Source organism: Photobacterium kishitanii (assembly GCF_000613045.3).
GTDB lineage: Bacteria > Pseudomonadota > Gammaproteobacteria > Enterobacterales > Vibrionaceae > Photobacterium > Photobacterium kishitanii.
The window spans coordinates 927,731-953,547 of record NZ_LN794352.1; the positions used below are offsets into that span (position 1 = coordinate 927,731).

The 25,817-nt window shown below is 40.5% G+C and carries 26 protein-coding genes; 13 read left to right on the forward strand and 13 right to left on the reverse strand.

Annotated elements, in window-relative coordinates; translation table 11 throughout:
• Positions 1-169 precede the first annotated feature (169 nt).
• Positions 170-2,062, forward strand: a complete 1,893-nt coding sequence (gene ppiD, locus PPBDW_RS04665) for a peptidylprolyl isomerase (protein ID WP_036793700.1) — start codon at positions 170-172, stop codon at positions 2,060-2,062.
• Between the two features lie 137 nt (positions 2,063-2,199).
• Positions 2,200-2,496, forward strand: a complete 297-nt coding sequence (locus PPBDW_RS04670; RefSeq protein WP_107174176.1) for a ComEA family DNA-binding protein — start codon at positions 2,200-2,202, stop codon at positions 2,494-2,496.
• 59 nt (positions 2,497-2,555) lie between these two features.
• Here the strand turns inward: PPBDW_RS04670 and rrtA are convergent, their stop codons facing one another.
• Positions 2,556-3,110 (reverse strand): rhombosortase, encoded by a 555-nt coding sequence (rrtA, locus tag PPBDW_RS04675; RefSeq protein WP_054261985.1) that lies wholly within the window; start codon positions 3,108-3,110, stop codon positions 2,556-2,558.
• 10 nt (positions 3,111-3,120) lie between these two features.
• On the opposite strand from rrtA, the gene PPBDW_RS04680 reads away from it, so the two are divergent.
• Positions 3,121-3,729 (forward strand): tRNA-uridine aminocarboxypropyltransferase, encoded by a 609-nt coding sequence (locus PPBDW_RS04680; protein ID WP_036793702.1) that lies wholly within the window; start codon positions 3,121-3,123, stop codon positions 3,727-3,729.
• Between the two features lie 199 nt (positions 3,730-3,928).
• On the opposite strand, the gene PPBDW_RS04685 is transcribed toward PPBDW_RS04680, so the two are convergent.
• The 3 genes from PPBDW_RS04685 to PPBDW_RS04695 all read right to left on the reverse strand — a co-directional run bounded on the left by PPBDW_RS04685 (position 3,929) and on the right by PPBDW_RS04695 (position 7,257).
• The gene (locus PPBDW_RS04685) at positions 3,929-5,296 is read right to left on the reverse strand and encodes an anti-phage deoxyguanosine triphosphatase (protein WP_036793703.1); all 1,368 of its coding nucleotides are present in this window, start codon (positions 5,294-5,296) and stop codon (positions 3,929-3,931) included.
• A complete protein-coding gene (yfbR, locus tag PPBDW_RS04690; protein WP_036793705.1) occupies positions 5,296-5,880 on the reverse strand; it encodes a 5'-deoxynucleotidase in 585 nt (194 codons plus the stop codon). Before yfbR ends, PPBDW_RS04685 begins: the two co-directional genes overlap by 1 nt.
• 162 nt (positions 5,881-6,042) lie before the next feature.
• A complete protein-coding gene (locus PPBDW_RS04695; protein WP_036793708.1) occupies positions 6,043-7,257 on the reverse strand; it encodes a pyridoxal phosphate-dependent aminotransferase in 1,215 nt (404 codons plus the stop codon).
• 362 nt (positions 7,258-7,619) lie between these two features.
• On the opposite strand from PPBDW_RS04695, the gene PPBDW_RS04700 reads away from it, so the two are divergent.
• The 5 genes from PPBDW_RS04700 to menE are packed head-to-tail and all read left to right on the forward strand — an operon-like array spanning position 7,620 to position 13,948.
• The gene (locus PPBDW_RS04700) at positions 7,620-8,993 is read left to right on the forward strand and encodes an isochorismate synthase (protein WP_081045087.1); all 1,374 of its coding nucleotides are present in this window, start codon (positions 7,620-7,622) and stop codon (positions 8,991-8,993) included.
• Positions 8,990-10,723, forward strand: coding sequence for a 2-succinyl-5-enolpyruvyl-6-hydroxy-3-cyclohexene-1-carboxylic-acid synthase (gene menD, locus PPBDW_RS04705; protein ID WP_424022318.1), 1,734 nt, complete (start codon positions 8,990-8,992; stop codon positions 10,721-10,723). Before PPBDW_RS04700 ends, menD begins: the two co-directional genes overlap by 4 nt.
• Positions 10,707-11,522 carry a 2-succinyl-6-hydroxy-2,4-cyclohexadiene-1-carboxylate synthase gene (gene menH, locus PPBDW_RS04710; protein ID WP_036793709.1) on the forward strand — a complete coding sequence of 272 codons (816 nt, stop codon included), beginning with the start codon at positions 10,707-10,709 and terminating at the stop codon, positions 11,520-11,522. Before menD ends, menH begins: the two co-directional genes overlap by 17 nt.
• Positions 11,523-11,561: 39 nt before the next feature.
• Positions 11,562-12,536 (forward strand): o-succinylbenzoate synthase, encoded by a 975-nt coding sequence (menC, locus tag PPBDW_RS04715; protein WP_036793712.1) that lies wholly within the window; start codon positions 11,562-11,564, stop codon positions 12,534-12,536.
• A complete protein-coding gene (gene menE, locus PPBDW_RS04720) occupies positions 12,524-13,948 on the forward strand; it encodes an o-succinylbenzoate--CoA ligase (protein ID WP_036793714.1) in 1,425 nt (474 codons plus the stop codon). The genes menC and menE overlap by 13 nt, the downstream gene beginning before the upstream one ends.
• A gap of 85 nt (positions 13,949-14,033) precedes the next feature.
• Here the strand turns inward: menE and PPBDW_RS04725 are convergent, their stop codons facing one another.
• The 3 genes from PPBDW_RS04725 to PPBDW_RS04735 form a co-directional block, all read right to left on the reverse strand.
• Positions 14,034-15,908 carry an MFS transporter gene (locus tag PPBDW_RS04725; RefSeq protein ID WP_036793715.1) on the reverse strand — a complete coding sequence of 625 codons (1,875 nt, stop codon included), beginning with the start codon at positions 15,906-15,908 and terminating at the stop codon, positions 14,034-14,036.
• 18 nt (positions 15,909-15,926) lie between these two features.
• Positions 15,927-16,523, reverse strand: a complete 597-nt coding sequence (locus PPBDW_RS04730) for a TetR/AcrR family transcriptional regulator (RefSeq protein WP_036793716.1) — start codon at positions 16,521-16,523, stop codon at positions 15,927-15,929.
• Between the two features lie 144 nt (positions 16,524-16,667).
• Positions 16,668-17,072 (reverse strand): NINE protein, encoded by a 405-nt coding sequence (locus PPBDW_RS04735; protein ID WP_036793718.1) that lies wholly within the window; start codon positions 17,070-17,072, stop codon positions 16,668-16,670.
• A gap of 407 nt (positions 17,073-17,479) precedes the next feature.
• On the opposite strand from PPBDW_RS04735, the gene PPBDW_RS04740 reads away from it, so the two are divergent.
• The gene (locus PPBDW_RS04740; RefSeq protein WP_036793720.1) at positions 17,480-18,355 is read left to right on the forward strand and encodes a Tim44 domain-containing protein; all 876 of its coding nucleotides are present in this window, start codon (positions 17,480-17,482) and stop codon (positions 18,353-18,355) included.
• A 281-nt stretch (positions 18,356-18,636) separates the two neighbouring features.
• Complete coding sequence (locus tag PPBDW_RS04745) at positions 18,637-18,882, forward strand: TIGR02647 family protein (RefSeq protein WP_036793722.1); 246 nt, start codon at positions 18,637-18,639, stop codon at positions 18,880-18,882.
• Between the two features lie 33 nt (positions 18,883-18,915).
• Here PPBDW_RS04745 and PPBDW_RS04750 read toward each other — a convergent pair whose 3' ends face one another.
• On the reverse strand, positions 18,916-19,164 hold the full coding sequence (locus PPBDW_RS04750; protein ID WP_036793723.1) for a YkgJ family cysteine cluster protein: 249 nt from the start codon (positions 19,162-19,164) through the stop codon (positions 18,916-18,918).
• Between the two features lie 293 nt (positions 19,165-19,457).
• Between PPBDW_RS04750 and PPBDW_RS04755 the strand changes: the two genes are divergently transcribed.
• Positions 19,458-19,901, forward strand: coding sequence for a YcgN family cysteine cluster protein (locus PPBDW_RS04755; protein ID WP_080888916.1), 444 nt, complete (start codon positions 19,458-19,460; stop codon positions 19,899-19,901).
• Between the two features lie 80 nt (positions 19,902-19,981).
• Here PPBDW_RS04755 and PPBDW_RS04760 read toward each other — a convergent pair whose 3' ends face one another.
• The 4 genes from PPBDW_RS04760 to PPBDW_RS04775 form a co-directional block, all read right to left on the reverse strand.
• The gene (locus PPBDW_RS04760) at positions 19,982-20,965 is read right to left on the reverse strand and encodes an MBL fold metallo-hydrolase (RefSeq protein WP_036793724.1); all 984 of its coding nucleotides are present in this window, start codon (positions 20,963-20,965) and stop codon (positions 19,982-19,984) included.
• A 203-nt stretch (positions 20,966-21,168) separates the two neighbouring features.
• Positions 21,169-22,035, reverse strand: a complete 867-nt coding sequence (gene ypfJ, locus PPBDW_RS04765; RefSeq protein ID WP_036793725.1) for a KPN_02809 family neutral zinc metallopeptidase — start codon at positions 22,033-22,035, stop codon at positions 21,169-21,171.
• A gap of 156 nt (positions 22,036-22,191) precedes the next feature.
• Entirely contained in the window at positions 22,192-23,136 is a 945-nt protein-coding gene (gene dusC / locus PPBDW_RS04770; protein ID WP_036793727.1) for a tRNA dihydrouridine(16) synthase DusC, read from the reverse strand.
• Between the two features lie 78 nt (positions 23,137-23,214).
• Positions 23,215-23,892, reverse strand: coding sequence for an NAD(P)H-binding protein (locus PPBDW_RS04775; RefSeq protein WP_036793728.1), 678 nt, complete (start codon positions 23,890-23,892; stop codon positions 23,215-23,217).
• 178 nt (positions 23,893-24,070) lie between these two features.
• Between PPBDW_RS04775 and PPBDW_RS04780 the strand changes: the two genes are divergently transcribed.
• Together PPBDW_RS04780 and PPBDW_RS04785 are read left to right on the forward strand one after the other, a co-directional pair.
• Positions 24,071-24,724 carry a YecA/YgfB family protein gene (locus PPBDW_RS04780; protein WP_036793729.1) on the forward strand — a complete coding sequence of 218 codons (654 nt, stop codon included), beginning with the start codon at positions 24,071-24,073 and terminating at the stop codon, positions 24,722-24,724.
• A complete protein-coding gene (locus PPBDW_RS04785) occupies positions 24,724-25,149 on the forward strand; it encodes a (deoxy)nucleoside triphosphate pyrophosphohydrolase (RefSeq protein WP_036793731.1) in 426 nt (141 codons plus the stop codon). The genes PPBDW_RS04780 and PPBDW_RS04785 overlap by 1 nt, the downstream gene beginning before the upstream one ends.
• A 79-nt stretch (positions 25,150-25,228) precedes the next feature.
• Here the strand turns inward: PPBDW_RS04785 and dsbB are convergent, their stop codons facing one another.
• Complete coding sequence (gene dsbB / locus PPBDW_RS04790; protein ID WP_036793732.1) at positions 25,229-25,741, reverse strand: disulfide bond formation protein DsbB; 513 nt, start codon at positions 25,739-25,741, stop codon at positions 25,229-25,231.
• Positions 25,742-25,817: the final 76 nt, after the last annotated feature.

Below are 25,817 nucleotides of genomic sequence, written 5' to 3' on the forward strand. Positions count from 1 at the left end.
GGTTAATTAAGACTTGGTTATCGATATAGCAGTAGCTATTCAGTTGTTGTTATATAACATGTAGTAAATAGTATGGTGCGGTCATCATGGTGATGCCGGTAGCATTATGCATAAATTTGATAGTAGTTCGAAACCGAGCCAGATCGAACAGTAGGAGAGACGGCAGATTATGATGGAGCGATTGCGCGAAGGCGCTAACAGCATCTGGGTTAAGATTATTCTAAGCCTAATTATTTTATCTTTTGTATTTGCTGGCGTCGGCAGTTATCTGGCGAGTGGTAATGAGCAAGTTGCAGCAAAGATTAATGGTAAAGAAATTAGCCAACGTCAGTTTGAGCAAGTTTACCAAAATGAACGTAACCGTATGCAACAGCGTATGGGCGATTACTTTTCAACTTTGATGAGCGATCCTGCTTATGTGAAGCAATTCCGTCAAAGTGTATTAGATCGTATGGTCAATGATGAACTGATTCAACAACGTGCTGATAAGCTTGGCCTTAGTGTTAGTGATGCCCAAGTTAAACAAGAAATTCTTGCGATGCCAGCATTTGCCGTTGATGGTGTATTTAATAACGAGCAATACAACATGGCACTACGCCGTGCGGGCTTTACACCGGATCAGTTTGCTGAAACAATCCGTAAAGACATGCTGCGTCAACAGTTCTTATCAGCATTACAAGGTAGTGATTTTGTACTGAGTGATGAAGCTGACGAGTTACGTAAACTTGAATCACAGCAACGTGTTGTACGTACTTTAACGCTGAATTTAGCTGATTTTACTCAAAAAGTGAAAGTGACAGATAAAGAAGCGCAAGATTTTTACGACCAAAATCCGAACTTGTTCACTCGACCTGCACAAATCAAAGTGTCTTACATTGAGCTATCAGGTAAAGGCTTAACCAAAGATATTAAAATCTCAGAGCAAGCTGCTGAAACATACTATAAAGATAATCAAGCTAAGTTCAGCACTGCAGAAGAGCGTGAAGTTAGCCATATATTAGTGAAAGGCGATACAGCAGCTGCGAAAGCTAAAGCAGAAGCATTACTGGCGAAGCTACAAAATGGCGCTAATTTTGCTGAAGTTGCTAAGCAATCATCTGACGACACATTCAGTGCGAAAGATGGCGGTAAACTAGAATGGTTCACGAAAGGTATGATGGACCCAGCGTTTGAACAAGAAGCTTTTGCTCTTGCAAAACCGGGTGATATGTCAGGTCTAGTGAAGTCATCATTTGGTTACCACATCATTTTACTTGATGGTATTAAACCTGGAAAAGTACAACCATTTGCTGATGTGAAAGCAAAAATTGTTGCCGAATTACAGCAACAACAATCAGCAGATGAGTTCTATAAGCTGAAAAGTAAGTTAGCAGAAGTTGCTTTTGAATCACCTGATTCGTTAGATGCAGCAGCTAAAGCTGTAAATGCAAAAATTGTTCATACTGATTACATCACACCTGCAGCAGAAAAAGGTGTATTGGCGAATAAGCAAGTTCAAGAGACACTGCAAAGTCCAGAAGTTCATGATGATGGTATGAACTCAGATGTGATTGAGTTAGGTCCTGAACATGTAATTGTTGTACGTGTTGATGATGCTCGTGCACAAGCAGTACTGCCATTTAAAGATGTAACAGCGAAAGTAAATGCGATGGTTGCTAGCCAAAAAGGTGAGCAGCAAGCACAAGCGAAAGCTGATGAGATTATTGCAGACTTACGTAAAGGTAAGGACGATATTGTCGCTAAAGATGGCTTAAGCTTCTCTGGTGAACAAACAATTAATCGTTCAGGCCCAGACGCTAATATTTCAAATGTAGCGTTTAGCTTACCTAAGCCAACAGCAGGTAAAGCAACTTACGGTATGGCACGTGATAACAACGGTAATGTTGAAATCATTGCACTGGATAAAGTTGTAAATATGAAGTTGGCTGGCGATAAAGTAAATAGTCAGTTTGAAGAGCAAATTGGGCAAATGTTTGCTCAAGAAGATCTTGCTGCCACGTTGAAAACATTGCGTGAATCAGCAGAGATTAGCTACCCAATGCAAGACTCATCGAAAGATTAATTGAAACGGTAATGTAAAAAGACGAGCCGTCTTGTGCGGCTCGTCTTTTTTTTTGCTTAAAATAGTCTTGGTTGCTGTCATTAATGGTTCGTTGTTGCATATCATTTGTGCTCTAGTTAATTATTAAGGGAATGAAAATGACAGTAAAATATCAGCTGTTTAAAGCTATCGTTGTTGCCGGTACGCTAGTGTTAGCACCTGCGGTTTATGCAAATTCAGACCAACATAAAGGCATTGATATTATAGTAAATATTAATGATGCTAATGCCGAGCAGCTTGATAACTTATTGGTAGGGATTGGACCTGACAAGGCAGAAAATATTATTCAATATAGAACTAAGTATGGCAAATTTGTATCAGTTGATGATCTTGCCAAAGTGAAAGGTATTGGGGCGTCAACGGTGGATAAAAATCGTAATAGAATTAAATTGTAGTCATTAATGGTTTGGGTTTTATCTATCACGACAGGCTTTAGCCTGTCGTTTTTTGCATATTAGAGTGCGTTTATTTTTTTAGGGGTAATGCTAAGAGCAATAATTACTCCTGAGACAGCCCCAATTAAATGTGCTTGCGTTGCGACTTGTACTCCAATTAGTTCAGCTGAACTAACTGAGCCACCAAAACATTGTTCCCAGCTTATCTTAGCGATTAATCCCAATAGTAATAACCAACCACCTTTAGTTTTGGTCTGAATATCACGAATAGCTCCCCAACCAAATAAGCCGTGTAATACGCCTGAAAAGCCCGCGTACCAGCCGATATGAGTCGCAAAAAGACCTAGCCCAATAATCAGGCTAATCGTGATGATTAATAAACTATAGCGGGTCGCATTAAAGTGGGCTCGAAAAATAAAGCTGATAATAATAAATGCACCAGCATTCATGGAAAGATGAATCCAATTGGTATGGGTGATATTTCCTGTTAGGATCCGCCATACTTCACCATTTAGAATTGCTTGGCGATCCCAAACTAGCACTGGCTGAAGTTGTGGAATTTGGGCAATAATTCCTACAATTAATGCGATAATAATGTAATTGCGAATAGACAAGGCAACCTCAATGAGTCGGTATTGTGAATACTGTGGTAAGGCAAAAAAAGCCTGTATCTGTCACTGGATTGAAACCATCACAGCAACAACTGAAATTTGGATCTTACAGCACCCATCAGAAATTAAACGTGCGATAGGTACCGCAAGAATATTATCACTTTCTCTACCAAATAGCCGACTTTGGGTAGGAGAAGATTTTTCTACTAATGATGAGCTCAATCGCTTACTTGCTGAGCCTGAACGTGATGTGTATATCGTTTACCCAGGAGAGGGGGCGGTGCCAATATCAAGTGTTGCTGCAACAGCAAGTAATGATCGTTTGCAAACGGTTATTGTATTAGATGGTACTTGGAAAAAAGCTTATAAAATGTGGCAATTGGCAACTAACTTACACCATCTGCCTTTGGTGAATCTAGATAATGCTGATAGTGGTAATTATCGTATTCGTAAATCCCCTAAAGAGCAGGGAGTATCAACAGTAGAAGCCGGTTATTTAGCCTTGTCTGCTTTTGAGGCCGATAATGATAAATTTAGTCCCTTGTTGACGACTTTTAATCACATGATAGATTTTCAAATTAAGCAAATGCCGCAAGGGGTGTTTGAGAAGAATTATTTGTGAGAAGGAAGGGAAGAGCAGAACAGGGATAAGTTTGCGAGTGGCGAGGAAGAGTAGGAACGAGTTTGCAACAGTAAGTAACGAGAATTTATTATTGATACTTGACTATGAGTTGAGGGTATTGAGAATGTCGAACCCTCGAACCCTCGAACCCTCGAACCCTCGAACCCTCGAACCCTCGAACCCTCGACCCCTCGAACCTCTACACTCCATGCCCTTCATTACCTATTTCCAGCGTAATCGATGGCTGAAATAGGGTATTGTACAGTCGCTGCGAGAAACCATCAGTCATGCCTGAAATATAATCTGCAATAATTCGCATTTCATTGTCACCTTTATCAACCGCGCTTTGCCAATGTCTACGAGTTGCTTCCGGTAATAAGCGTTCAGGATCTGATGCAAAAGCATCAAATAATTCCATGATTAATTGCTGACCTTTATATTCCAATAACTGAATCTCAGGTTTTTTAACCACATAATCGCTGACAAATTGCTTCAGCACATTAAGTGCATTTTCCATTGGTTGTGACAGGTATGCGTTCCATTTTAATAGTGGTTCTTCAAAACTATGGATACCGTCTTGCAGTGTCGGAGCGATTTTAATTGAAGTCAGTAAGGCATTAACGAGCGCGCCGATAGCATCTTTACGTTGGTGATGACTGGCAAACATATGCTCACTGATCTCACCAATTCGCTGTTCTAGCCAAGGATCACCACATTCGGCGATTTTTGATGCAACGGCTTCTTGCCATTGATCACGATTAACGATGCCCATCACGATAGCGTCTTCAAGATCATGGACACCGTAAGCAATATCATCAGCCAATTCCATGATTGAACAATCAAGTGATTTAAAGCGTGTTTTATGGTGTTGCTGAGGTAAATGGCTGTGACTACGCATTTGTTTAAATAACTGGCGATCATGTTCTGAAAGTGGCGCTAATACCCAATCAAAGACAGTTTTATCATCATCGTAGATACCTTTGGCGGGATACCATAGCTTGGCTTTTAAATGGCGAAAGTTAGTAACGTCATCCGCTCGCTTTGTAGCAGTAGTTTGACTCAATAATGCGGGGTATTTTAGTAACCCTAATAAGGTCCGTCGTGAGAGGTTCATTCCGTAATGTTCGGTATAAGGTTCTAATAGCGTTACGATACGAAATGTTTGCGCATTACCTTCAAAACCACCGTGATTACGCATCATATAGTTAAGTGCGATTTCACCACCATGACCAAATGGCGGATGACCAATATCGTGGGCTAAACAGATACTTTCCATCAGGCTGGTTGATGATAATAGCGAATGGAATTGGGGCTGTTTTAATTTTAATTGTGCCACAATGCCAGTGCCGATTTGTGAGGCCTCAAGCGAGTGAGTTAAACGGGTACGATAGAAGTCATGGTTACCTGCGCCGTGGACTTGGGTTTTTGCTTGCAGGCGACGAAATGCTGCCGAGTGTAGGATTCGAGCTCGGTCACGTTGGTAGGCTGAACGGTGATCATCTCGACGCATTTTTTGCTCGTTGCTATGACGCTGCTGCCAACGAGGATCAAGAGTAAAGTTTTCCATTAGCTGATCTCATCGAGTGTTAGATTAAAACTATCGGCAAAAGTGGCCAGAAAATAATCCATCTCTGGTGTTCTACGCTCAGCTAAGGTTTCTTCAAGGCGTTTTTTTGCTTTAGTGAATTCATGATTGCCTGCACTTAATTCTTCTAAACATTTAAGGTAAGCGCACAAGGTATCAGCTTGTTTGACGATAGCTGCATTTTCAGGATCGAGCTTATGGCTATCAAGGAGCGGCGCATAATCATCATGAAATTCTTGCGGTAACATCGACAGCAGTTTTTGCTCGGCGGCAAGCTCGATCTTTTTGTATTCTTCAGCAATCGTTGGGTTGAAGTATTTTATCGGCGTTGGCATATCACCAGTAATGACTTCACTGACATCATGAAACATACCTAATAGAGCAATGCGTTCAGGATTGACATTACCTGCAAATTTGCGGTTTTTAATTAATGCTAGCGCATGGGCGACAAAAGCAACTTGCAGACTGTGTTCTGAAATGTTTTCAGTTTCAACACTGCGCATTAATGGCCAGCGTTGAATTAAACGCATTCGTGCTAAATGAGCAAAAAAGTGGCTTTTTTCCATGGGATGGTCCCTCATAGCGAAATATTGATGGATTGAGTATACCAAGTGTGTGGGGATGATAGGGGAATTACTTGGTAAGCATTTTAGTGCAGATAAATAAAAGCCTCGGGGGAACCGAGGCTGAGTATATTTTACTGCTCAGTGCTGTTATTGACTTAGTCGTTATTGACGATAAGTATGCAGGAAGCGTTCCAAGCGGGTCATTGCTTGTTCCAAATCATCTACTCGAGGTAGCGTTACAATTCTGAAGTGATCCGGCTTTTTCCAGTTAAAGCCAGTACCATGAACTACTAATACTTTTTCTTGAAGTAAGAAGTCCATTGCAAAGCGCTGGTCATCGACAATTTTGAATTTTTTCTGATCTAATTTCGGAAATAGGTATAACGCCCCTTTTGGCTTTACACATGAAATCCCCGGAATTTGAGTTAATAAATCATAAGCTTTATCGCGTTGTTCTAATAAGCGTCCGCCAGGTAAGATCAATTCATTGATACTTTGATAGCCACCAAGTGCGGTTTGAATCGCATGCTGCATTGGTACATTGGCGCATAAACGCATTGAAGAAAGCATTTCTAAGCCTTCAATGTAGCCTTTGGCTTTATGTGTGGCACCAGATAACACCATCCAGCCAGCGCGGAAGCCACAAACGCGGTATGATTTAGAGAGACCGTTGAAGGTAATACAGAATACATCTGGTGCTAGCGGCGCAATCGAGGTGTGTTTAGCACCATCATAAAGAATTTTATCGTAGATCTCATCGGCAAAAATAATCAGATTATGCTGACGGGCGATTTCAACGACTTCTAATAGAAATTCACGACTGTAAACTGCACCTGTTGGGTTATTGGGATTGATCAGCACGATACCGCGGGTATGTGGGCCAATTTTTTTCTTGATATCATTAAGATCAGGATACCAATCAGATTGCTCGTCACAGGTATAGTGTACTGCGGTACCACCAGAGAGTGACACAGCGGCTGTCCATAATGGATAATCAGGCGAAGGCACTAAAATTTCATCTTTATGATTGAGCAATGCTTGCATCGCCATCACAATCAATTCTGATACGCCATTACCAATAAAAACATCTTCAACATCAATATCTAATAAGCCACATTTTTGGTAATGCTGGACAACGGCTTTACGCGCAGAGTAAATACCTTTTGAATCACAGTAACCTTGCGAGGTTGGCAAGTTACGGATCACATCAACCAGAATTTCATCAGGGGCATCAAACCCAAATGGGGCAGGGTTGCCAATATTAAGTTTAAGTATTTTTTGGCCTTCTTCTTCCATGCGCTTAGCATGCTTAAGAACGGGACCACGTATGTCATAACAAACATTATTGAGCTTGGATGACATCCCGAAATTTTGCATATAATACTTTCCTGATGATAATTTTTGGTATACCCACAAATTACACTATAAAACTGGTTTAAAGGAACACCTTTTAGCACAATATTTGGAAAAATAGTGTTTTGTGTTATTAAGAACCCATAGTAGCTGCGGTATTAACTAGAGTTACCATTAAGGTTTAGCTATTTGTGCTGAAATATCCCCAAAAGGAATGATGTTTACTTCATTAGTCAGATGCTATTGAGTGAGGTAGAATACACGGATCATTCTTCTTTGCTGATAATCAATGATTTGCCTCATTAGGTAAGCGTTGAAATAATGACTATTTTTAGCAAAGAATCAAGTATGTCCATGATTGGCATATTTTTATCTTTCAGCCAGGGATGAGCCGTATTGGTGATATTGAGCTGAGCGAGGTTATCTTGACTGCGTTACAACAAGCTGTTGAATTATTGGTTGCTAAAATTAAACAAGCATCAGTAACAACACAACGATTACTAGTGAAACTAGAATTACCTGCAAATACTGATTTAATTGATTGGATGGATGCACAACCTTTATTTCCTAAATTTTACTGGCAATCCCGAGATTGTCGTGAGGAAGTAGTGGCATTAGGGCAAATTCGAACGTTTACTGATCCATTAACGGCTGAAAAAGTCATTAGTGATGATCAGCGCGTATGGGGAGGACGCTCGTTTGATGGTCGCACCGATCGTAATCGTCGTTGTCTATCCTCTTTTTTCTTTTTGCCACTGCTTGAAATCATTCGTTTTGATGGTGAATGGCATCTTGCAGCGAACATGAGTGATGATAAGTCATTGATGTTAAATATGTTGAAAAAAATAGCGACTAAACCTGAAGTGGTGACGGATATTGATAGCCGTATTTTAAGTCGCAGCTATAGTCCTGATTTTGCGGGCTGGTCAACGATGATTGAACAAGCATTAACAGGCATTGCTAATGATGAGTTTGAAAAAGTAGTGCTAGCTCGACGGACAACGTTACAGCTTGATCATCCAGTATTACCAGCACAATTACTTAAAGCAAGTCGTGCAAGTAACAGTAATAGCTTTCATTTTTTGATGGCATTAGATGCTGAACATTGCTTTATCGGTTCAACGCCTGAACGGTTATTTCAGCGCCATGATCGTGTTTTACAAACGGAAGCGCTTGCGGGCACGATTGGTCGTGGAGTCGATAGCCAAGAAGACCAACAATTGGCTCAATGGCTATTAGCAGATACTAAAAATCGTTATGAAAATCGTTTAGTTGTTGATGATATTGTTGAACGTTTAGTGCCGCAATGTGAATCTATGAATGTTGCCCCTGTGCCTGAATTAGTGCAGTTGCGTAAAGTGCAGCATTTGAAACGTAGCATTGATGGTCAACTTAATAATGATGTGTTTAGTGCTAATTTGCTTGATAGTTTACAGCCAACGGCAGCTATTGCCGGTTTACCCCGCGATGCAGCGTTAAACTTTATTGCTGATCATGAACCTTTTGCGCGTGGTTGGTATAGTGGCGCTGTTGGTTATATTGGTCAAAAACACAGTGAGTTTTGTGTTGCAATTCGTAGTGCCATGATTAGCGGTGATGATTTACATTTATTTGCTGGTGCAGGTATTGTGCCGGGATCGGTTGCCGATAGTGAATGGAAAGAGCTTGACCGTAAAACGTCAACTTTATGTAGTTTGTTTGAGCAGCCTGATTTTGATAATAGTAAAGTTATGGATAATATGGGATACAAAAGCGCATGATGCAGCCATCATTAATAACTAGCCAATCCTACCGTGCAGCATTGAATGGCTGCTGGGCTAGTTTAATACTTGAAGAGTTAGTGAGACTTGGGGTTCAGCATGTCTGTATTGCGCCTGGCTCTCGTTCTACACCACTGACTTTGGCGGCAGCAAAATTAACCCAACTCACTATTCATACTCATTTTGATGAACGAGGGCTAGGTTTTTTAGCGTTAGGGATAGCCAAAGCATCCCAATCTCCAGTTGCCGTTATAGTGACCTCTGGTACGGCTGTTGCGAATTTATTACCAGCGGTGGCAGAAACAGGACTTACTGGTGAGAAGCTGGTGTTATTAACCTCTGATCGTCCTGCAGAATTGATTCAATGTGGTGCCAACCAAGCGATTCGACAACATGGTATCTTTTCTGATCATGTTAGCCACTTTTTAGATATACCGAGCCCAAGTTTAGACATTAGCCCGAATTGGTTATTGTGTGCTGTTGATGATGTGATGCAGCAACAGCAACTTCGTGGTGGTTCGGTTCATTTTAATTGTCATTATCCTGAGCCGTTATATGGCGATGATGTCGATTTTAGCGACTATTTGATGCCTATTTTACAGTGGCAACAGGATCATAGCCCGTATTGTCAGCATCAGGCTTTACTTTCTGCAACTACTGCCGATATTAACCATTTGCAGTGGCAAGCATTATGTGCGCAAAAAGGGGTGATTGTTGCAGGTCGACTCGCCGCGAATGAACTTAATGCCGTGCAACAATTAGCGACTGCGTTAGGCTGGCCATTGCTGGTGGATCCGCAAGCGGGTGGCAGTAGTGACTATGCAGGTTTTGACGGTTGGTTACAAAATAGCGCCAGTCAGCAGTATCTTCAACAAGCACAGGTCTTATTGCAATTTGGTGGCCGTTTAGTTTCCAAACGTTTATTACACTTGATTAGCAATCAGACATGGCAGTCTTTTTTATTGATAGACCCACTAGCTGGTCGATTAGATCCTAATCACCGTCGTAGTCAACGTATTCAAGCAAATATTGAACTGTGGGCACAAACTGCACTGTCATTAACGCTTGATTCTCCTCATTCACAATGGGCACAACCATTGACTGAGGCCTCTGAGCGTTATTTTGATATTGTGATGAGCCACAGTAGACATTTTTCAGAACTAGGTTTAGCTGCGCACGTCATGAATTGGATTACACCTCAAACTGAATTGTTTTTGGGCAATAGTATGATTGTTCGCTTATTGGATATGTGCGCTAAATTACCACCAACAGCGACATTTGCTAATCGTGGTGCATCTGGTATTGATGGCTTAATCGCGACAACGGCGGGTGTGCAACGAGCTCGAAAAGCACCTTTAGTGTGCTTAATTGGTGATACCTCGTTACTTTATGACCTCAATTCATTGGCATTATTGAAGCAACAACAATATCCGCTGGTTGTTATTGTAACGAATAATGATGGTGGCGGTATTTTTGATATGTTACCGGTACCTGCTCAGCAAAAAGATGATTTTTATCGTATGCCTCATGGTTTTGAATTTAGTCATGCTGCAGCGATGTTTGGGTTAAATTATTGTGCACCAACATCATTGATGGCGGCTGAAACTGCAATTCGTGACGGTCAACTTGAAGTTGGTACCACATTAGTTGAGATCAAAACACCAGCGGGTGAAGCAGGTGAGATGCTTAAAGTGTTATTTGCTGAGGTAGAGCATGCTACTTTATTCTGAAACCTTTGGCGTTAAAACTAGCGTTTCCCAGCCGACACTGGTTTTTCTACATGGCTTACTAGGTAATGGCCGTGATTGGCGGTATGTGATTAGTCAATTAGCAGCCACTCAACAATGTATTACTATCGATTTACCAGGCCATGGTTTGAGTGCTTTTGTTAATGCTGAAATGACAACTGAGGCAATTGATGGTGGTTTTGAGGCTATTCATCAAGCGTTAATTGCAACATTAAAGCAGCGTGGGGTGGGTGATTATGTGCTGATTGGCTATTCAATGGGCGCACGATTGGCTATGTATCATGCTTGTGCGTTGGCAAATCACTCAATATCATCGGTTAATTCACCACGATTAATGAAAGTGTTACTTGAAGGCGGCCATTTTGGGTTGCCTGTTACCGAACGTGAATCCCGTTATCAGCATGATCAGCGCTGGGCTGCTCGCTTTGCGCAACAGCCATTAGTTGAGGTACTACAAGACTGGTATCAACAACCTGTTTTTAGTTCATTGACGGTGGCGCAACAACAAGCATTAGTGGTGAAACGGAGTGATAATTTAGGTTCTGGTATTGCACAAATGATGTTAGCAACTTCACTTGCTAAACAGCCACAGTTATTGCCTCAATTACAACAGCTTTCTTTACCTATACATTATCTATGTGGTGAGCGTGATACTAAGTTTTGTCAATTAGCATCGGCTTGTGGGTTAAATGTTACTGTTATAGATAATGCTGGTCATAATATTCATATTGAACAACCTATTGCTTTTACAACGGCGTTATTAGCGTTTATTGATAAGTAATGTCGTCGCAAAGTGATAGTGAATTATAAGGGAAATGTAATGCGTAGCGCTAAGTTATTTCAATACCAACTCCCAATGGATTCTGGGGTTATTTTGCGTGATCAACGTTTGGTTACACGCGAAGGTTGGGTGATTGAGTTATGCCAAGATCAACAACGGGCTTATGGTGAAATTGCGCCATTACCTGAATTTAGTATTGAGACGACCGCAGAAGCGGGGGCGCAAGCACAACAGTTACTTTCACAATGGGTTGCGGGTGAAGCGCTTGAGCTTGATACTGCATTTCCATCAGTCGCTTTTGGTATTAGTTGTGCAATGGCGGAGTTAGCGGCTGAACTTCCCGTTACTGGTAATTATTTGGTTGCACCATTATGTTCAGGGGATCCTGATGATTTGGTGGTACGTTTGAACCAAATGCCTGGTGATAAAGTCGCTAAGATTAAAGTCGGAATGTATGAAGCAGTACGTGATGGTATTGTTGCCAATATGCTTCTTGAAGCCATTCCCGATATGCGATTACGACTAGATGCTAATCGCCAATGGACGCCGTTAAAAGCGCAACAATTTGCTAAATATGTTAAACCTGAACACCGCGCTGGTATTGCCTTTTTAGAAGAACCTTGTCGTGAACCTAGCGATAGTTTGGCATTTGCACAACAAACTGGAATTAATATTGCTTGGGATGAAACAGTACGCGATGCTGGGTTTGAAGTAAAAGCAGAGCCAGGTGTTGCAGCTATTATTATTAAACCGACATTGATAGGTTCGCTTGAACGTTGTATTTCATTGATCGAGCAAGCACATGCTGCCGGATTAATTGCTGTAATTAGCTCAAGTATTGAATCAAGTTTAGGTTTAAATCAGTTGGCACGTTTAGCACAATGGCAAACCCCTAATGTGATCCCTGGGTTAGATACAATGCAATTATTTCAAGCTCAATTAATGCAGTCATGGCCGGGCTGTGAACTGCCGGTGATCCCTTTATCTGAATTAGACGTAGTATGGCACAAATAAAAGCAGCATTTCAGATGTGGCCTTGGCAATATTGGGCCGAGCAACGACCAACAGAGGTTGCGATTGCATTAGGTGATGTAAATGCAGACGCTGTTTCGTGGAATTGGATTGAAGTTACAGCGAATATTGAAAAATATGCGCAACGGTTAGTTGCTCAAGGTGTAAAGCGCGATCAATTAGTTGCAGTCGTTGCACCGAATAGTATTGATTTACTATGGCTATTACTGGCAATAATTCGTGTTGGTGCGCGTTATGTGGGCCTTAATCCTAAATTGCCCTCCAAAGCACTTACGGAGCAATTAGCACTATTAGGTAATGATTATCTTTGGTGCTCAAGCGCGGAGCTTGCTGAACAATTACCAGGGAAAGTGATCTCATTAATGATGGATACGACGTCTAATCGTCTTATTCCTGTTATGTGGCAAGAGCATCGTCCAGTTACGTTGACATTAACATCGGGTTCGACGGGCGCTCCTAAAGCTGTGGTACATCATGCGCAGTCACATTTAGCTAGTGCGAGTGGATTATTAAAACAAATGACATTTACCGCTGATGACAGCTGGTTACTGTCATTACCGTTATTCCATATTTCAGGCTTAGCCATTGTTTGGCGGTGGTTATACCGTGGTGCAAGAATTGTCGTGGTTGAGCCAGAATTGCAACAACAAGCCTTGCAATGGGTCAGTCATGCGTCATTAGTGCCGACACAGCTGCAACGTTTTCTTGATTCTGAATACGCACAGCAACATCAACTACAGCAGGTATTATTAGGTGGCGCGACGATTCCAGTCAGTTTAACTACGGCAGCTGAACAAGTCGGTATTGAATGTTGGAGCGGCTATGGGATGACAGAAATGGCGTCGACGATAACGGCTAAACGCGCTAATAGTAGTCCTGGTGTCGGTACCGTTTTACCTTACCGCAAGCTTATTTTACGTGATGGTGAAATTTGGGTGAGTGGTAAAGTGTTATGTTTGGGGTATTACCGTAATCGTACTATTTTCTCTTTGGTAGGATGTAATGACGACGATGAGTGGTTTGCAACCAAAGATTTAGGTGAGTGGCATGATGACGAGTTATTTATTCGTGGTCGAGCTGATAATATGTTTATTTCTGGTGGTGAAAATGTACAGCCAGAAGATATTGAACAGGTATTATTACAACATCCTGCGGTTAACCAAGTGATTGTGTTACCGGTTGCGGATCATGATTTTGGTGCTAGACCAGTAGCTATATTAACAACCGCTCAACCGTTAGATAATTATTTGATAGATCAATTAGTCACTTATATATCGCAAAACGTGGCACCTTATAAGCGCCCAATTCGCTATATTGAATTACCTGAGAGCTTTACGCAAAGTGTGAAAATTTCACGCACAGAGTTAGCGCAGTGGTTAGCGACACAAGCATAAAAGCAATGCTAATATTAATAAAAAGGCGAAGCATAATAGCTTCGCCTTTTTATTATCGGTTAAACCCCATTGGGCTGTTTATTGACTAGCGCAGGTCACCACGTAATGTTATCACTTGCTGGCGCAGTAATTGACTATTAGTTTCCTCTGAAGGTACACAATTACCTGCAACTATGGTTACTTTAGACCAAAAACGAGTAGGACATTTAAGTAAAGCATGCCCACCCTCACGACTAAAATAACTGCCCCATAAGCCTTGTAAAGCTACTGGAATAACCTGAACGTTTGAGCGTTTAATAATTAAATCAATACCACGCATAAAGGGAGCAATTTCGCCATCTTGAGTTAGGTGACCTTCAGGGAATACACACACAATATCGCCATTTTCTAAATATGTTGCCACTTGAGCAAATGCCGTTCGTACTGATTTACGATCATTGGCATCGACAGGTATTGCTTTGCAAGCACGACAAAAGGCATTGATAACGGGGAGATTGTAAATATCTTTATCCATTAAAAATCGAATTGGGCGGGGACAAGCGCCAGCTAATAATAGCGCATCCATATAACTAACATGATTACACACTAATAACGTTCCGCCACGCTGAGGCAGATTGTTTAGGTTTTTATGACGGACACGATACATGGTGTGAGTCACAATCCATACGATAAAGCGCCAGAAAAAGTCAGGAGCTTGGAAATAGATATAAACTAAGACAAGTCCGTTTAATCCTGCCAGTAATAAGAAAAATTGTGGAATAGATAATTGTAATAAAGATAAGCAAACAATTGCTGCAATGGCACTAATCACCATAAAGACCGCATTCCAAATATTATTGGCGGCTATAATTTGAGCGCGTTGATCTTCTTTAGCCCGTTGCTGCATAAGGGTATATAGCGGCACAATGAAAATACCACCGGCCACGCCAAGCAATAATAACGAGATAAAGACCGGCCATAATGATGGTTGGGCAATGAATGTCATTATTGAGTTGCTGACGGGAATCACATTGGGTGTCATAACGTATAACCCCAAACCGAAAAAACTGATCCCAAAACAGCCAATAGGTACAATCCCTGGATCAACTCGGTGCTGTGATAGACGGTCACATAGCATTGATCCAATAGCGATGCCGATAGAGAACAAGGTTAATAAAAAAGAGACAGATGATGCTTGGCCGCCTAAATTGGTGCGCGCAAAATTTGGGAATTGGGTTAAGTAACAAGCGCCAAGGAACCAAAACCAACTAATACCAAGAATACATTGGAAAATGATTTTATCTTGTTGAGCAATTTTCATGGTGTGGCGTGTTTGCTGCCATGGACGCCAATGAAATTTAAGGTGCGGTTGACTTGGTGGTGCCGCTGGAATAGCTAGCGATGCGAGATAGCCTAAAATAGCAAAGATAATGACACTAATGGCGGCAATATAACGCCCATTATCACTATTAGCGATCACGCCAGCGATAATTGTACCTAGCAAAATGGCAAGGAATGTACCTGTTTCAACCAGTGCATTACCAGAGACTAATTCGCTTTTTTTAAGGTGTTGCGGTAATAAAGCATATTTAGCCGGCCCAAAGAAAGCAGATTGAGTGCCCATTAGAAACAGTAAAAACAGTAATGATAAATAGCTTTGGTAAATAAAGGCGATGGCCGCACAAGACATAATAATGACTTCTGCCAGTTTAACCATACGCATGATTTTAGCTTTATCATAAATATCAGCAAGAATACCGGCAGAGGCTGAAAATAAGAAAAACGGAAGGATAAATAATCCAGCAGCTAAATTAATTAATAAATCAGCGTTAAGTGGAAGCGTATGTACTGAGGCATAAGCAATAAAAATAAGTAGAATGTTCTTATAAACATTATCGTTAAATGCCCCTAAGGCCTGTGTAAGAAAATAAGGTAAAAACCGGCGTTTAGTTAACAGGCTTGATTGAGACTTAGGGGACATTCTGTTGTTCTCGTTAAATTACTTGTGCCATGAATTTAAGTAGGTATCTAATAAATTATTGATCAATGCTTTTCCGTCAACTGGGGATGAGGTAAACAATTTATCATCTACTGTTAGTAAGGTAATACCGTGTACACCAGCCCAAATAACACGGCTTGCTTCAAGTACTTGCTCATCACTCATATCACTATTAATTTGACCAATTAATGCTTCTAGCATGCCTGTCATATTATCAATACGATCTGTTTGCCATTCAGGAAGATCTTCACCATTCATTGTATGTTGGAAAATTAACTGCCAACGGTAAGGATGTGCTGTTGCAAAATCAAGATAGCAGAAAGCAAGATTACGCAATGCTTGTTGTGAGGACGTTGAATCACGGACACAAAGTTCAGCTTGTTGGAATAATTCGTCAAGTGTTTGAGCAACGGCATGAAGGAGTAATAGATTATAGTTACCGAACACATTAACTAAAGTACTTGGTACATAGCCAATCATCGCTGCGACTTTACGTAAGCTCAGTTCATGATGTGGGTGCTCATCGAGAAAGTTTTTTACTTGCTCAAGAGTCATATTTACCAATTCTTCGCGGGTGTGGTCATTTCTTCTTGCCATGGAGTTATACTCTTTTAAATATGTTTGCAATTGTCGTAATTAGCCTAGCTATAGGCCGCTTTTTTAATTATTTTAATAATTATCATCCATGAGGCATTATGCATAACATAAATCAGACATAATACGAATCCATAAATTGATATGTTAAGCGTTTCGTTTCTTGGTATTTTCTAATGATACTTGATCATTTAGTGTCCAAAAATCGATAAGAATACCGATGAGGAAGAAACCACACGTACATAAGTAAAGGATACCAGTGAGCCATTTCCCCATATACATGCGGTGAACACCAAATATTCCAAGGAAAGTCAGTAATAGCCATGCAATGTTGTAATCGATTTCACCACTAGCGAAACGTAAATCAGATTCACGGTTCATTGATGGGATCAAAAATAAATCGATTAACCAGCCGATGCCGAGTAAACCTAACGTTAAAAACCAAATTGTCCCTGTGACAGGTTTACCATAATAAAAACGGTGAGCACCGGTAAAACCAAAAATCCACAATAGATAACCCACAAATTTACTATGTGTATTGTTCTCTTGCATAGATATCCCCATTGAGAAATATGATAATAATCAAGGAAAGTCCCGCTTTTGAGCCGGTATTGTTCACTTTCGTTGATGGCATAAAAAACAGTATATAATAATAAACGTTTACTGCGGATAATATATGGAATGATCTGATAATTTTCACCTTTTAGGTTGTATTAGTTCAATTTATTACACATAAACATGCATATTAAAGCTATTTATGTTTAATTATATAGAGAATCACAATTGTTAATGTCTATATTGTTAGTGTTAGATGTATGATTGTTAGGCTTTTAATTTGTTATATTAGATAATTACAACAATGTTAAACGTTAGTAACAATTTTGATGGGTGATTAAATTGACATTCTGTAGCGAATGGCTACGATGCTTAGAGTTAATGACAAAGGTATATCTATTATCATGAAACGCTTTTTTACCGTATTTGCTCTTATTGTGGCGGTGTCGTTTACAGCACCACATGCAGAAGCAAAAAAATTCGGTGGTGGTAAGTCGTTTGGTAAAAGCTTTAAAACCGCTCCGGTTCGTAAGCAGCAACCGCAACAGACTGATACTATCCGTAAACAAAATCCTACCGCAGCGTCATCAGCGAAAAAAGGCCTAATGGGTGGTTTGTTAGGTGGTCTTCTTGCTGGTGGTCTGTTAGCTGCTTTCTTTGGTGGTGCATTTGATGGTATCCAATTTATGGATATTCTTATCATCGGTATCATTGCCTTTGTATTGTTTAAGCTATTTAAAGCAATGCGTGCTAATAAAGGTACTCCTATGGGGCACCGTGAGTCTTATGCGGGCAATTCCCCTCGTCAGTCTCAGCAACAGCAACGTCAGCAACAGCAGTTTCGTCAAGGAGCAGCACAACAGCAGCAATCGTCTGGTTATGAATCAACAGACAGTGATGTGCCGTTTAACTTGCCGCCAAACTTTAATATGAATGCATTTTTAAATGGTTCTCGTGATCATTACCGTGTTATTCAAGGCGCTTGGAATCATAACGAATTGGAAAAAATTCGTGAGTATGTGTCGCCAGCGTTGATGGCTGATTTAACCGCTGAGCGTGCAAAACTGGTCGGTGAACAGCATACTGAAGTGATGTATGTTGATGCTGAACTAGTACGTGCAGATTATGACGCTAATATGGCACAACTAAGTATTAAGTTTAGTGGCCGTTATAAAGATAGCGCTGAAGGTGTGGAAGAAGACATTAATGATGTATGGCATTTGGAGCGTGATTTACGTAAACCTAATGCGCCATGGTTAATTGTTGGTATTCAAGCATAATCGCGATAAATCGCAGTCAAAAAAGCCGCTAATAGCAAAAGATTTCATATTATGTGAACTCTTTTCTAAGCGGCTTTTTTATATCTCTCAATAGCTTGGGTCGTTTTTTATACAGTTTTGAAACTGAATGACTGATAGATGTTCAAATTTTTGACACAGATCTCACCCTGATAGAGAAAGATCTTCAGATATTGATCTCTGCACCTAGTTTTCTTACCAACAAACGCTAATATTAATAATAGATTATTTATCCCGTTGGAATTTTCCATAAAGAGGTGACTATGCCGTACACTCCCGATATCGTTGATGAAATGAATCTACTGGTAAAATTCCCTATGCATAGCAATATGGAAGGCATTAAGGTTCATAGCGATGCAAGTCCTGCTGTTATCTCTGCAGCGCAACGTTTGTATGCGAAAGGATTAGTGACTGAAGAGGATGGAGGATACTTGACATATTCTGGCCATCAAGTTGTAGAAAATGCTAAAAGTGCATTACGTATCCTTACTGGCGCAGTCAAAGAATAGTTCTATTCTCCAGTAAACGAACGGCAATAACGATTATGTTATTTGCTCAAGTTCGGTAATAATTGTTAAGGCTTGCTCATTGGTATTACCACAAATATCAGAGCAAGCTTTAAAATTGTGGCATACAGCAGGGCGCTCTGGCTTACCAAATAATTGGCAGAGATTGTTTTCATTTAGTTGAATACAACGAACACCTGCAGGCTTACCGTTAACCATTCCTGGAATGGATGATGATATACTTGGGGCAATACAACATGCTCCACAACCTAAACGACATTCCATCACTCTTCTCTCTTTTTGCTTTGTAAATCGGTTGCGCAAATTACCATTGTTAATCCTAAAAGCCAAATTTAGTTATCGACTTTATTCGTCGTGATCATTTACAGATCGGCTCTTTATTTCTACGCTAAATGATAATGGCTATTATTTCTGTCGATATTAACGATTAATAGGTATTTTTAATTTGCAGTTTACCGTATTGATCGCTATAAAAACCGCCTGCTTTATTTTTTGATAAGCTCATTCATTATTGTGGCGTATTGAGCGACACAAATAACAATACTGGTGTAAGTATCATGACCCATTTTTGGCAACAGAAAGACTTAACGACAATGACAGATCAAGAGTGGGAATCACTTTGTGATGGCTGTGGAAAATGTTGTCTACATAAGTTAATTGATGATGATACTGACGATATCTATTACACCAATGTCGCTTGTAGCTTACTCGATAACCAAACATGTTCATGTAAAGATTATCCTAATCGATTTGAGTCTGGTGAAGAGTGTCTTAAGCTGACTCGTGAGCGAATTGAAGAGTTTGCATGGTTACCTGAAACATGTGCTTACCGTTTACTTGCGGAAGGTAAACCGTTACCTGAGTGGCATCCTTTGCTCACCGGCTCTAAAGAGGCTATGCACAAAGCGGATGAATCAGTACGTAATAAGATTGTGTATGAAATCGATGTGATTGATTGGGAAGATCACATTTTGAATCACCCTAATCGTATTAGTGAATAATAACGATTAACTTGTGGTTGTTGAATAAATAACGCCTCCGTTACGAAACGGAGGCGTTGTTGTTTATAACCAGTAACACGTTATAAGATAAAACGTTCACCCTGAACAGGGAAATGGAATGTCACCCCAAAGGTATTACCTGCATTAAGTTGCTGCTTAATAATCGATTGTGGATCGATATTTTTAAGCAAGCTGTATTTTATATGAGTGATAACAATAGGCAGTCCAGTTAAACTTCCCTTACCGCCAGCTTTATATTCAAGTACAGCTAATTCCTCTAATAATAATTTAGGCGTTAAATGGCCATATAACGAGCGTTCAGGTACTTTATTGGTGAAGGACGTTTCAATCATGATCCCTTTTAATTGTTTGTTTTTAATATAAGGTGCCAATGTCGACCATAAACTATTTAGATGGTCGCTTTGCTCAACGCTGTCAGCACCGGTATCACCAAGATAGACCATCACTTGTTTATGATTATTCTTAATAAGAAATGCCGAGGATTCAATACCAGCATGGCTTAATGGTAGTGCTTTAGCGTGTAAATAAGTGTCTTTAATTGGCAGCCACTTTTGAGCCGATAAATCACGATATTGGTATTTACCTAATTGATAACCTTGGCCACGATTACCAAAGTTAGGCCAAGCTTGCCAATTAAAATAAGTCTCGGTAATGGTTCCATTGACTGACGGTAAACCATAGATATATTTACGACTATCATCCGGTGAGGTAATGATCATTCCAGCGAGATGATCTAGGTGTGCGTGACTGATTAAATAACCTTTAATTTTCTCACGTAGCACATAACCAACTTTAGTATAAGGCGAGTCTTTGGGGAGTTTAATGTCTTTAAAAGCTTGCTTTTCATCGGCCACAATAAGGCCATTAACCACGGTTCCTGCATCAAGGGTGACATAATTAGTGTCATGAGTGTCTTTGATAAGAAATGCGGTTAAATTACCATCCTGAATGCCTCCCTTACTGCCTAAAGTGATAACATCAAATCCAGCTTGCGCATAAGCTGAAAAAGAGCATAGTAAGACTAAAAGACTTTTTTTGAACATTCTATTTTCCCTATAGAAATAACAGCAATAGCGTTCATATTTGATTGTTTTGCTGAATAATACGACGTTATAACGGATTGTTGCGCTAGAGAATACGTATAATTGTAAAAAAATGTTATTTGTGGGCAATCGGAATAAAAACGGACCTTATAGCTATATATGATCCGACATTATTCTATTGCTAGGGAGGCTATTCGTCTTGATTATGGACGAGTAAATGTATCGCAGACACTAGGGTTACCTGTTTTAAATCCTTTTTGAAACCATGCGATACGTTGCTGTGAACTACCATGAGTAAACGCATCCGGTTGGACTGCTTTACCTGCGAGTTTTTGCAATCTGTCATCACCGACAGCACTGGCGGCATTAATTCCTTCTTCAATATCGCCAGCCTCAAGCATGCCTTGCTGATTCACATAATAGCCCCATACGCCGGCGTAACAGTCAGCTTGAAGCTCCAAGTTTACACTGAGTTTATTGGCGGTGATCTCATCGCTACGCTGTTGTAGTTGATGAACTTTATCACTGGTTCCAAGTAGTTTTTGAACATGGTGACCAACTTCATGGGCAATGACATATGCAAATGCAAAATCACCCGATGCGCCTAATTTGTTTAGTTCGTTAATAAAGCCCAGATCAAGATAGATTTTTTGATCTGCGGGGCAATAAAAAGGTCCTGACTGGGCTGATCCTGTGCCACAACCTGTGTGAGTAATATCGTTATATAATACTAATGTTGGCGGTTGGTATTTTCCCGCTAGTTGTTTATCCCATACACTTTCTGTTGAGCCAAGAATAGCGGCTACAAATTGTTTATTCTCATCATTGAGTTGTAAAGGCGCTGTTGTGGGGGCGTGTGATTGCTGGATTCCGAGTGAGGTGCCACCGCCAGTAAAATATTGATAGGCAAAGAATAATCCACCAACCACTAAGATAATTCGTCCTATTTTACTGCGCATCAGTAATGGAACGAAGCGTAATAATCCTGCAATGGGTGTTCTTGCTTGAGTCGGGCTATCGCCACGTCGATCTTCAATGTTTGAGCTTTGGCGAGAGTTCTTCCAACGCATTATCATTCCTTCATTATGGGTAGTCGATGATTCAATAATGGCTCAAAATTTGGGACGCGTGGGATCTTTTTCTTCAACGAGGATTATTAGAGTGTGTGGTCGTGAGAAATTTATCTCCCCTCGTACTATAACCAGTAAAGGGGAGATGAAGCGATATTACAATTGCTGTTGGGCTTGTTCTAAACGCTCAATAATCGGTGCGGCTTTATTGAGACAGCGAATATCAGTAAAGAGCATTTTAGCCTGTGGGTACTGATGGCGCAGGTAAGCAAACCATTGTTTAACCCGATTAGGATAATATAAGCCTTTATCGCCTTTAATTTCGAATTGAGAATAAGTAAGTAGCAGTGCTAATACTTGCTCCCAAGTCATTGGATCTTGGTTATGTTTTACTACATTACCTAAGTTGGGTAGGTTCAATGCGCCACGACAAACCATTAACGCATCAGTATTCGTTGCAGCTAAACAGGCTTGGCCATCAGCATGGTTCCAAACCTCACCATTGGCAATAATTGGTAATTTAACATGCTGGCGAAGTTGGCGAATGTAATCCCATTTTATGGTCTCTGCTTTATAGCCATCATCTTTAGTCCGCGCATGGATCACCATTTCGTCAGCACCCGCTTGAGCAATGGCATCTGCAATTTCAAAACATTGTTGTGGGTCATCCCAGCCTAAGCGTACTTTTGCCGTTACAGGTTTAGTCGGATTTACAGCTTCCCGTGTTGCTTTAACAATTTGATAGATTAATTCAGGCTCTTTGAGCAATACTGCGCCACCGCGACTTTTATTAACTGCTTTGGCTGGACAACCAAAGTTAATATCTATGCCTGCTGAACCAAGATTACAAGCACGATGGGCATTTTCAGCCATCCATTGTGGATATTGACCTAGCAATTGCACACGAACGGGGGTACCTGAGCGTGTTTTACCGCCTTGGTGCAATTCAGGACATAAACGATAGAAAACACTATTAGGTAATAGGCTATCAATGATACGTACAAATTCAGTGACACAAAGATCATAGTCATTAATTTCGGTTAGCATCTCGCGCATTAGGTGATCTAATACGCCTTCCATCGGGCCTAAAATAACTCGCATAGGGGTGGTTGCTCTACTCAGTAAATACGCTAAGGGGCAAGAGTCTAGTGCGAGTTGGCTAGTTTGTCATCTTTGTTTTTATATTGAACGTAGATGATGGCCTGAAATAATGGTGGTTGGTTGTAAGTGATGCTTATCACATGCGATTGCCATTTTTAACATGCTAGTCGCAACATCTTCTGCTGGAATTGGAGTGAAGTGTTTTAGGGGGCCAATCATTATTGGATGAATAATTTCAAAAATACGTTGAATGGCTAATTCATTTTTACGAGGTTTATTACGCTCCCCTTTAAGTGGTCCTGGGCGAACAAAAACACAATGTTCAAACGCAAGCGCTGTTAATGCTTGTTCCATCTTACCTTTACAGCGTAAATAATGAGCAGGAGAATGTTGGCATGCACCTAAGCTTGATACAACGACAAGGTGTTTTACGCCGAGGTTCTTCATGGTAATAGCAACATTTTTGACTAAATCGACATCAATAGCTTCAAGAGCCTGATTGCTACCGGCTTCTTTTTTAGTGGTGCCTAAACAGATAAAGCCATATTCAGGTATGGGTTGATCGTTTTCCCAAGTAATAATACGTAATTGACTGTCTATAATTTGATGTAATCTCTTACTATGAAAAGGTAATGGTCGACGAGTCAGGGCGTAGATGTGATTAAAACGAGGGTGATCGAGTAATTGATGTAATAGCTCAGTACCTATTAAGCCGCTGGCTCCAGCAATAATCGCATTCAGTGAATGGGGTGACATAAGTGTATCCATCATAATAAGTCGAGGGCTATAGATAGCGTATTTTTATCTAATTTGCTTTTAAGTGCATCAAATTTCACTCATTAGGGGCTATTTATGGTGCAGTTATGGCTATCATCACTCATATTCGACGTATAATAGCGTTAAAGTGAATCAAAAGAATTAACTAGGACACCCTATGAACACATTAATCATGTTGCCTCCACATTGGCAAGGTATGTCGGCCGCTTTTATTGAAGGCGCTTTATTTGCAGCAAATGCTAACCCTAAGCCAATGGAGCCAGAAGTATGGTTACCTGTGTTAATAAATGGCGGCGGCGATGAAGTAGCAGTAGTGATGGTCGATGAGGCTGATAAAATGCCTATTCTTAATCATTTTGAAATGCAATATCGAATGGTAAAGGCGGGTGAATATCAATTACCTGAGTGTTTGTTGTGGCAACAAGATGGCAGTACAGAGGTTGCATTGCGTGAATTTGCTCAAGGCTTTTTAGCTGTATGGGTATTCATTGAGCCTAACTGGCAGCAACAAACAGTATCAGATGGCACCATGCGGATGTTATCTGCGTTATTAACGACATTAATGTTGCTGGTGGATGAAGCTGAAACGTTAGCTCAAATGGAACAAGCGGGTGTAACGGGCATGCCTGCGGCGAGTGAGTTATATGCACAATTACCATTAATGCTAACCGAAGTGATGATGGCAGCAGATCAATTGCAGATAGGTTCTGGCGCACAGGCAATTAATCCGTTTAAAGGTATTGGACGCAATGATCCATGTCCGTGCGAAAGTGGTAAGAAATTTAAACAATGCTGTGGTAAGACACTGTAATGTTAGTGAATAAACCACGTTTGATTGTCGTTGCCGGCGTGATTGAAAAACAAGGTTATTATTTCATTGCACAGCGGTTAGAGAGTGCAAGTCAGGGTGGTTTGTGGGAATTTCCTGGCGGTAAAGTTGAAGTTGATGAAACGCCAGCACAAGCTCTCGAACGTGAATTGCGTGAAGAGTTGTCTATTGGTACGACAACAGGAGTATGGCTGGCTGATAGTGTCTTTGATTATGGTGATAAAATCGTTGAACTTAAAGGTTATTTAAGTCACTGGCAGCAAGGTGAGATCCAATTAAATAGTCATCAACAAATGGCGTGGGTTTCATTATCACAATTAGATAATTATCGTTTTTGTGCGGCCGACTATCCAATTATCACTGCCTTACATAATCATATGACGCAGATGAGTAACGCCAAAGGGTAAATATATAGTTGTATATTAAATTGGCAGATCAAAAAAGCGAAGCATAGTGCTTCGCTTTTTTATGTATTGGCGTATCAGCTTAACGCTTATTACCAAAAAATTGTGCGATAACCATAATAGCCCATACGATAAGATTGGCTGCAAAAATAATTACTAGCCATTGTGGCATTGAAAGGCCAAGGAATCCCCATACGATTTTAGCGCAATCACCATAAGCTTCAAACATCCATGGTGCCCAGTGGTTAAGGGGAGCCCATGATGGGAATTTGACGAATAAATCACAGGTTGCAAATGGCGATGGATTAAATTGAAAACCAACGTGTTGATATGCCAGCTCTAAGCCACGGTATGCACCATAACCCCAGCCAGCTAAACCTAACCAGCGTAATAGACCATTTTTAGGTGCCATTAAACCAATTAGAGCTGCAATACCAATCCCCATCATTGCGACACGTTCATAAACGCACATCACACAAGGTGCAAGGTTCATGACGTGTTCGAAAAAGAGCGCCGAACTTTCAAAGAAAATAATTGAGAGTAGTAGTAGCAACCAAGCTAAACGTGTTTTTGAAAAAGAATTAAGCACTTGCATTATCGGTACTCTAATAACTAACTGGACAAAACAACGTCCTGAACATCAGGGCGTTGAAAAGATATATGGCATTTAT

Coding starts and splice junctions, on each gene's coding strand:
- dusC (WP_036793727.1), bottom strand. CDS start 23,136: ATGCGAGTTATTTTAGGCCCGATGGAAGGCGTATTAGATCACCTAATG.
- PPBDW_RS04700 (WP_081045087.1), top strand. CDS start 7,620: ATGAGCCGTATTGGTGATATTGAGCTGAGCGAGGTTATCTTGACTGCG.
- PPBDW_RS04695 (WP_036793708.1), bottom strand. CDS start 7,257: ATGCAAAATTTCGGGATGTCATCCAAGCTCAATAATGTTTGTTATGAC.
- PPBDW_RS04685 (WP_036793703.1), bottom strand. CDS start 5,296: ATGGAAAACTTTACTCTTGATCCTCGTTGGCAGCAGCGTCATAGCAAC.
- PPBDW_RS04775 (WP_036793728.1), bottom strand. CDS start 23,892: ATGTCACCCCATTCACTGAATGCGATTATTGCTGGAGCCAGCGGCTTA.
- menH (WP_036793709.1), top strand. CDS start 10,707: ATGCTACTTTATTCTGAAACCTTTGGCGTTAAAACTAGCGTTTCCCAG.
- PPBDW_RS04750 (WP_036793723.1), bottom strand. CDS start 19,164: ATGGAATGTCGTTTAGGTTGTGGAGCATGTTGTATTGCCCCAAGTATA.
- dsbB (WP_036793732.1), bottom strand. CDS start 25,741: ATGCAAGTGCTTAATTCTTTTTCAAAAACACGTTTAGCTTGGTTGCTA.
- menC (WP_036793712.1), top strand. CDS start 11,562: ATGCGTAGCGCTAAGTTATTTCAATACCAACTCCCAATGGATTCTGGG.
- yfbR (WP_036793705.1), bottom strand. CDS start 5,880: ATGGAAAAAAGCCACTTTTTTGCTCATTTAGCACGAATGCGTTTAATT.
- PPBDW_RS04760 (WP_036793724.1), bottom strand. CDS start 20,965: ATGTTCAAAAAAAGTCTTTTAGTCTTACTATGCTCTTTTTCAGCTTAT.
- PPBDW_RS04740 (WP_036793720.1), top strand. CDS start 17,480: ATGAAACGCTTTTTTACCGTATTTGCTCTTATTGTGGCGGTGTCGTTT.
- ppiD (WP_036793700.1), top strand. CDS start 170: ATGATGGAGCGATTGCGCGAAGGCGCTAACAGCATCTGGGTTAAGATT.
- menE (WP_036793714.1), top strand. CDS start 12,524: ATGGCACAAATAAAAGCAGCATTTCAGATGTGGCCTTGGCAATATTGG.
- PPBDW_RS04730 (WP_036793716.1), bottom strand. CDS start 16,523: ATGGCAAGAAGAAATGACCACACCCGCGAAGAATTGGTAAATATGACT.
- menD (WP_424022318.1), top strand. CDS start 8,990: ATGATGCAGCCATCATTAATAACTAGCCAATCCTACCGTGCAGCATTG.
- ypfJ (WP_036793725.1), bottom strand. CDS start 22,035: ATGCGTTGGAAGAACTCTCGCCAAAGCTCAAACATTGAAGATCGACGT.
- PPBDW_RS04745 (WP_036793722.1), top strand. CDS start 18,637: ATGCCGTACACTCCCGATATCGTTGATGAAATGAATCTACTGGTAAAA.
- PPBDW_RS04780 (WP_036793729.1), top strand. CDS start 24,071: ATGAACACATTAATCATGTTGCCTCCACATTGGCAAGGTATGTCGGCC.
- PPBDW_RS04725 (WP_036793715.1), bottom strand. CDS start 15,908: ATGTCCCCTAAGTCTCAATCAAGCCTGTTAACTAAACGCCGGTTTTTA.
- PPBDW_RS04735 (WP_036793718.1), bottom strand. CDS start 17,072: ATGCAAGAGAACAATACACATAGTAAATTTGTGGGTTATCTATTGTGG.
- PPBDW_RS04680 (WP_036793702.1), top strand. CDS start 3,121: ATGAGTCGGTATTGTGAATACTGTGGTAAGGCAAAAAAAGCCTGTATC.
- PPBDW_RS04670 (WP_107174176.1), top strand. CDS start 2,200: ATGACAGTAAAATATCAGCTGTTTAAAGCTATCGTTGTTGCCGGTACG.
- PPBDW_RS04755 (WP_080888916.1), top strand. CDS start 19,458: ATGACCCATTTTTGGCAACAGAAAGACTTAACGACAATGACAGATCAA.
- PPBDW_RS04785 (WP_036793731.1), top strand. CDS start 24,724: ATGTTAGTGAATAAACCACGTTTGATTGTCGTTGCCGGCGTGATTGAA.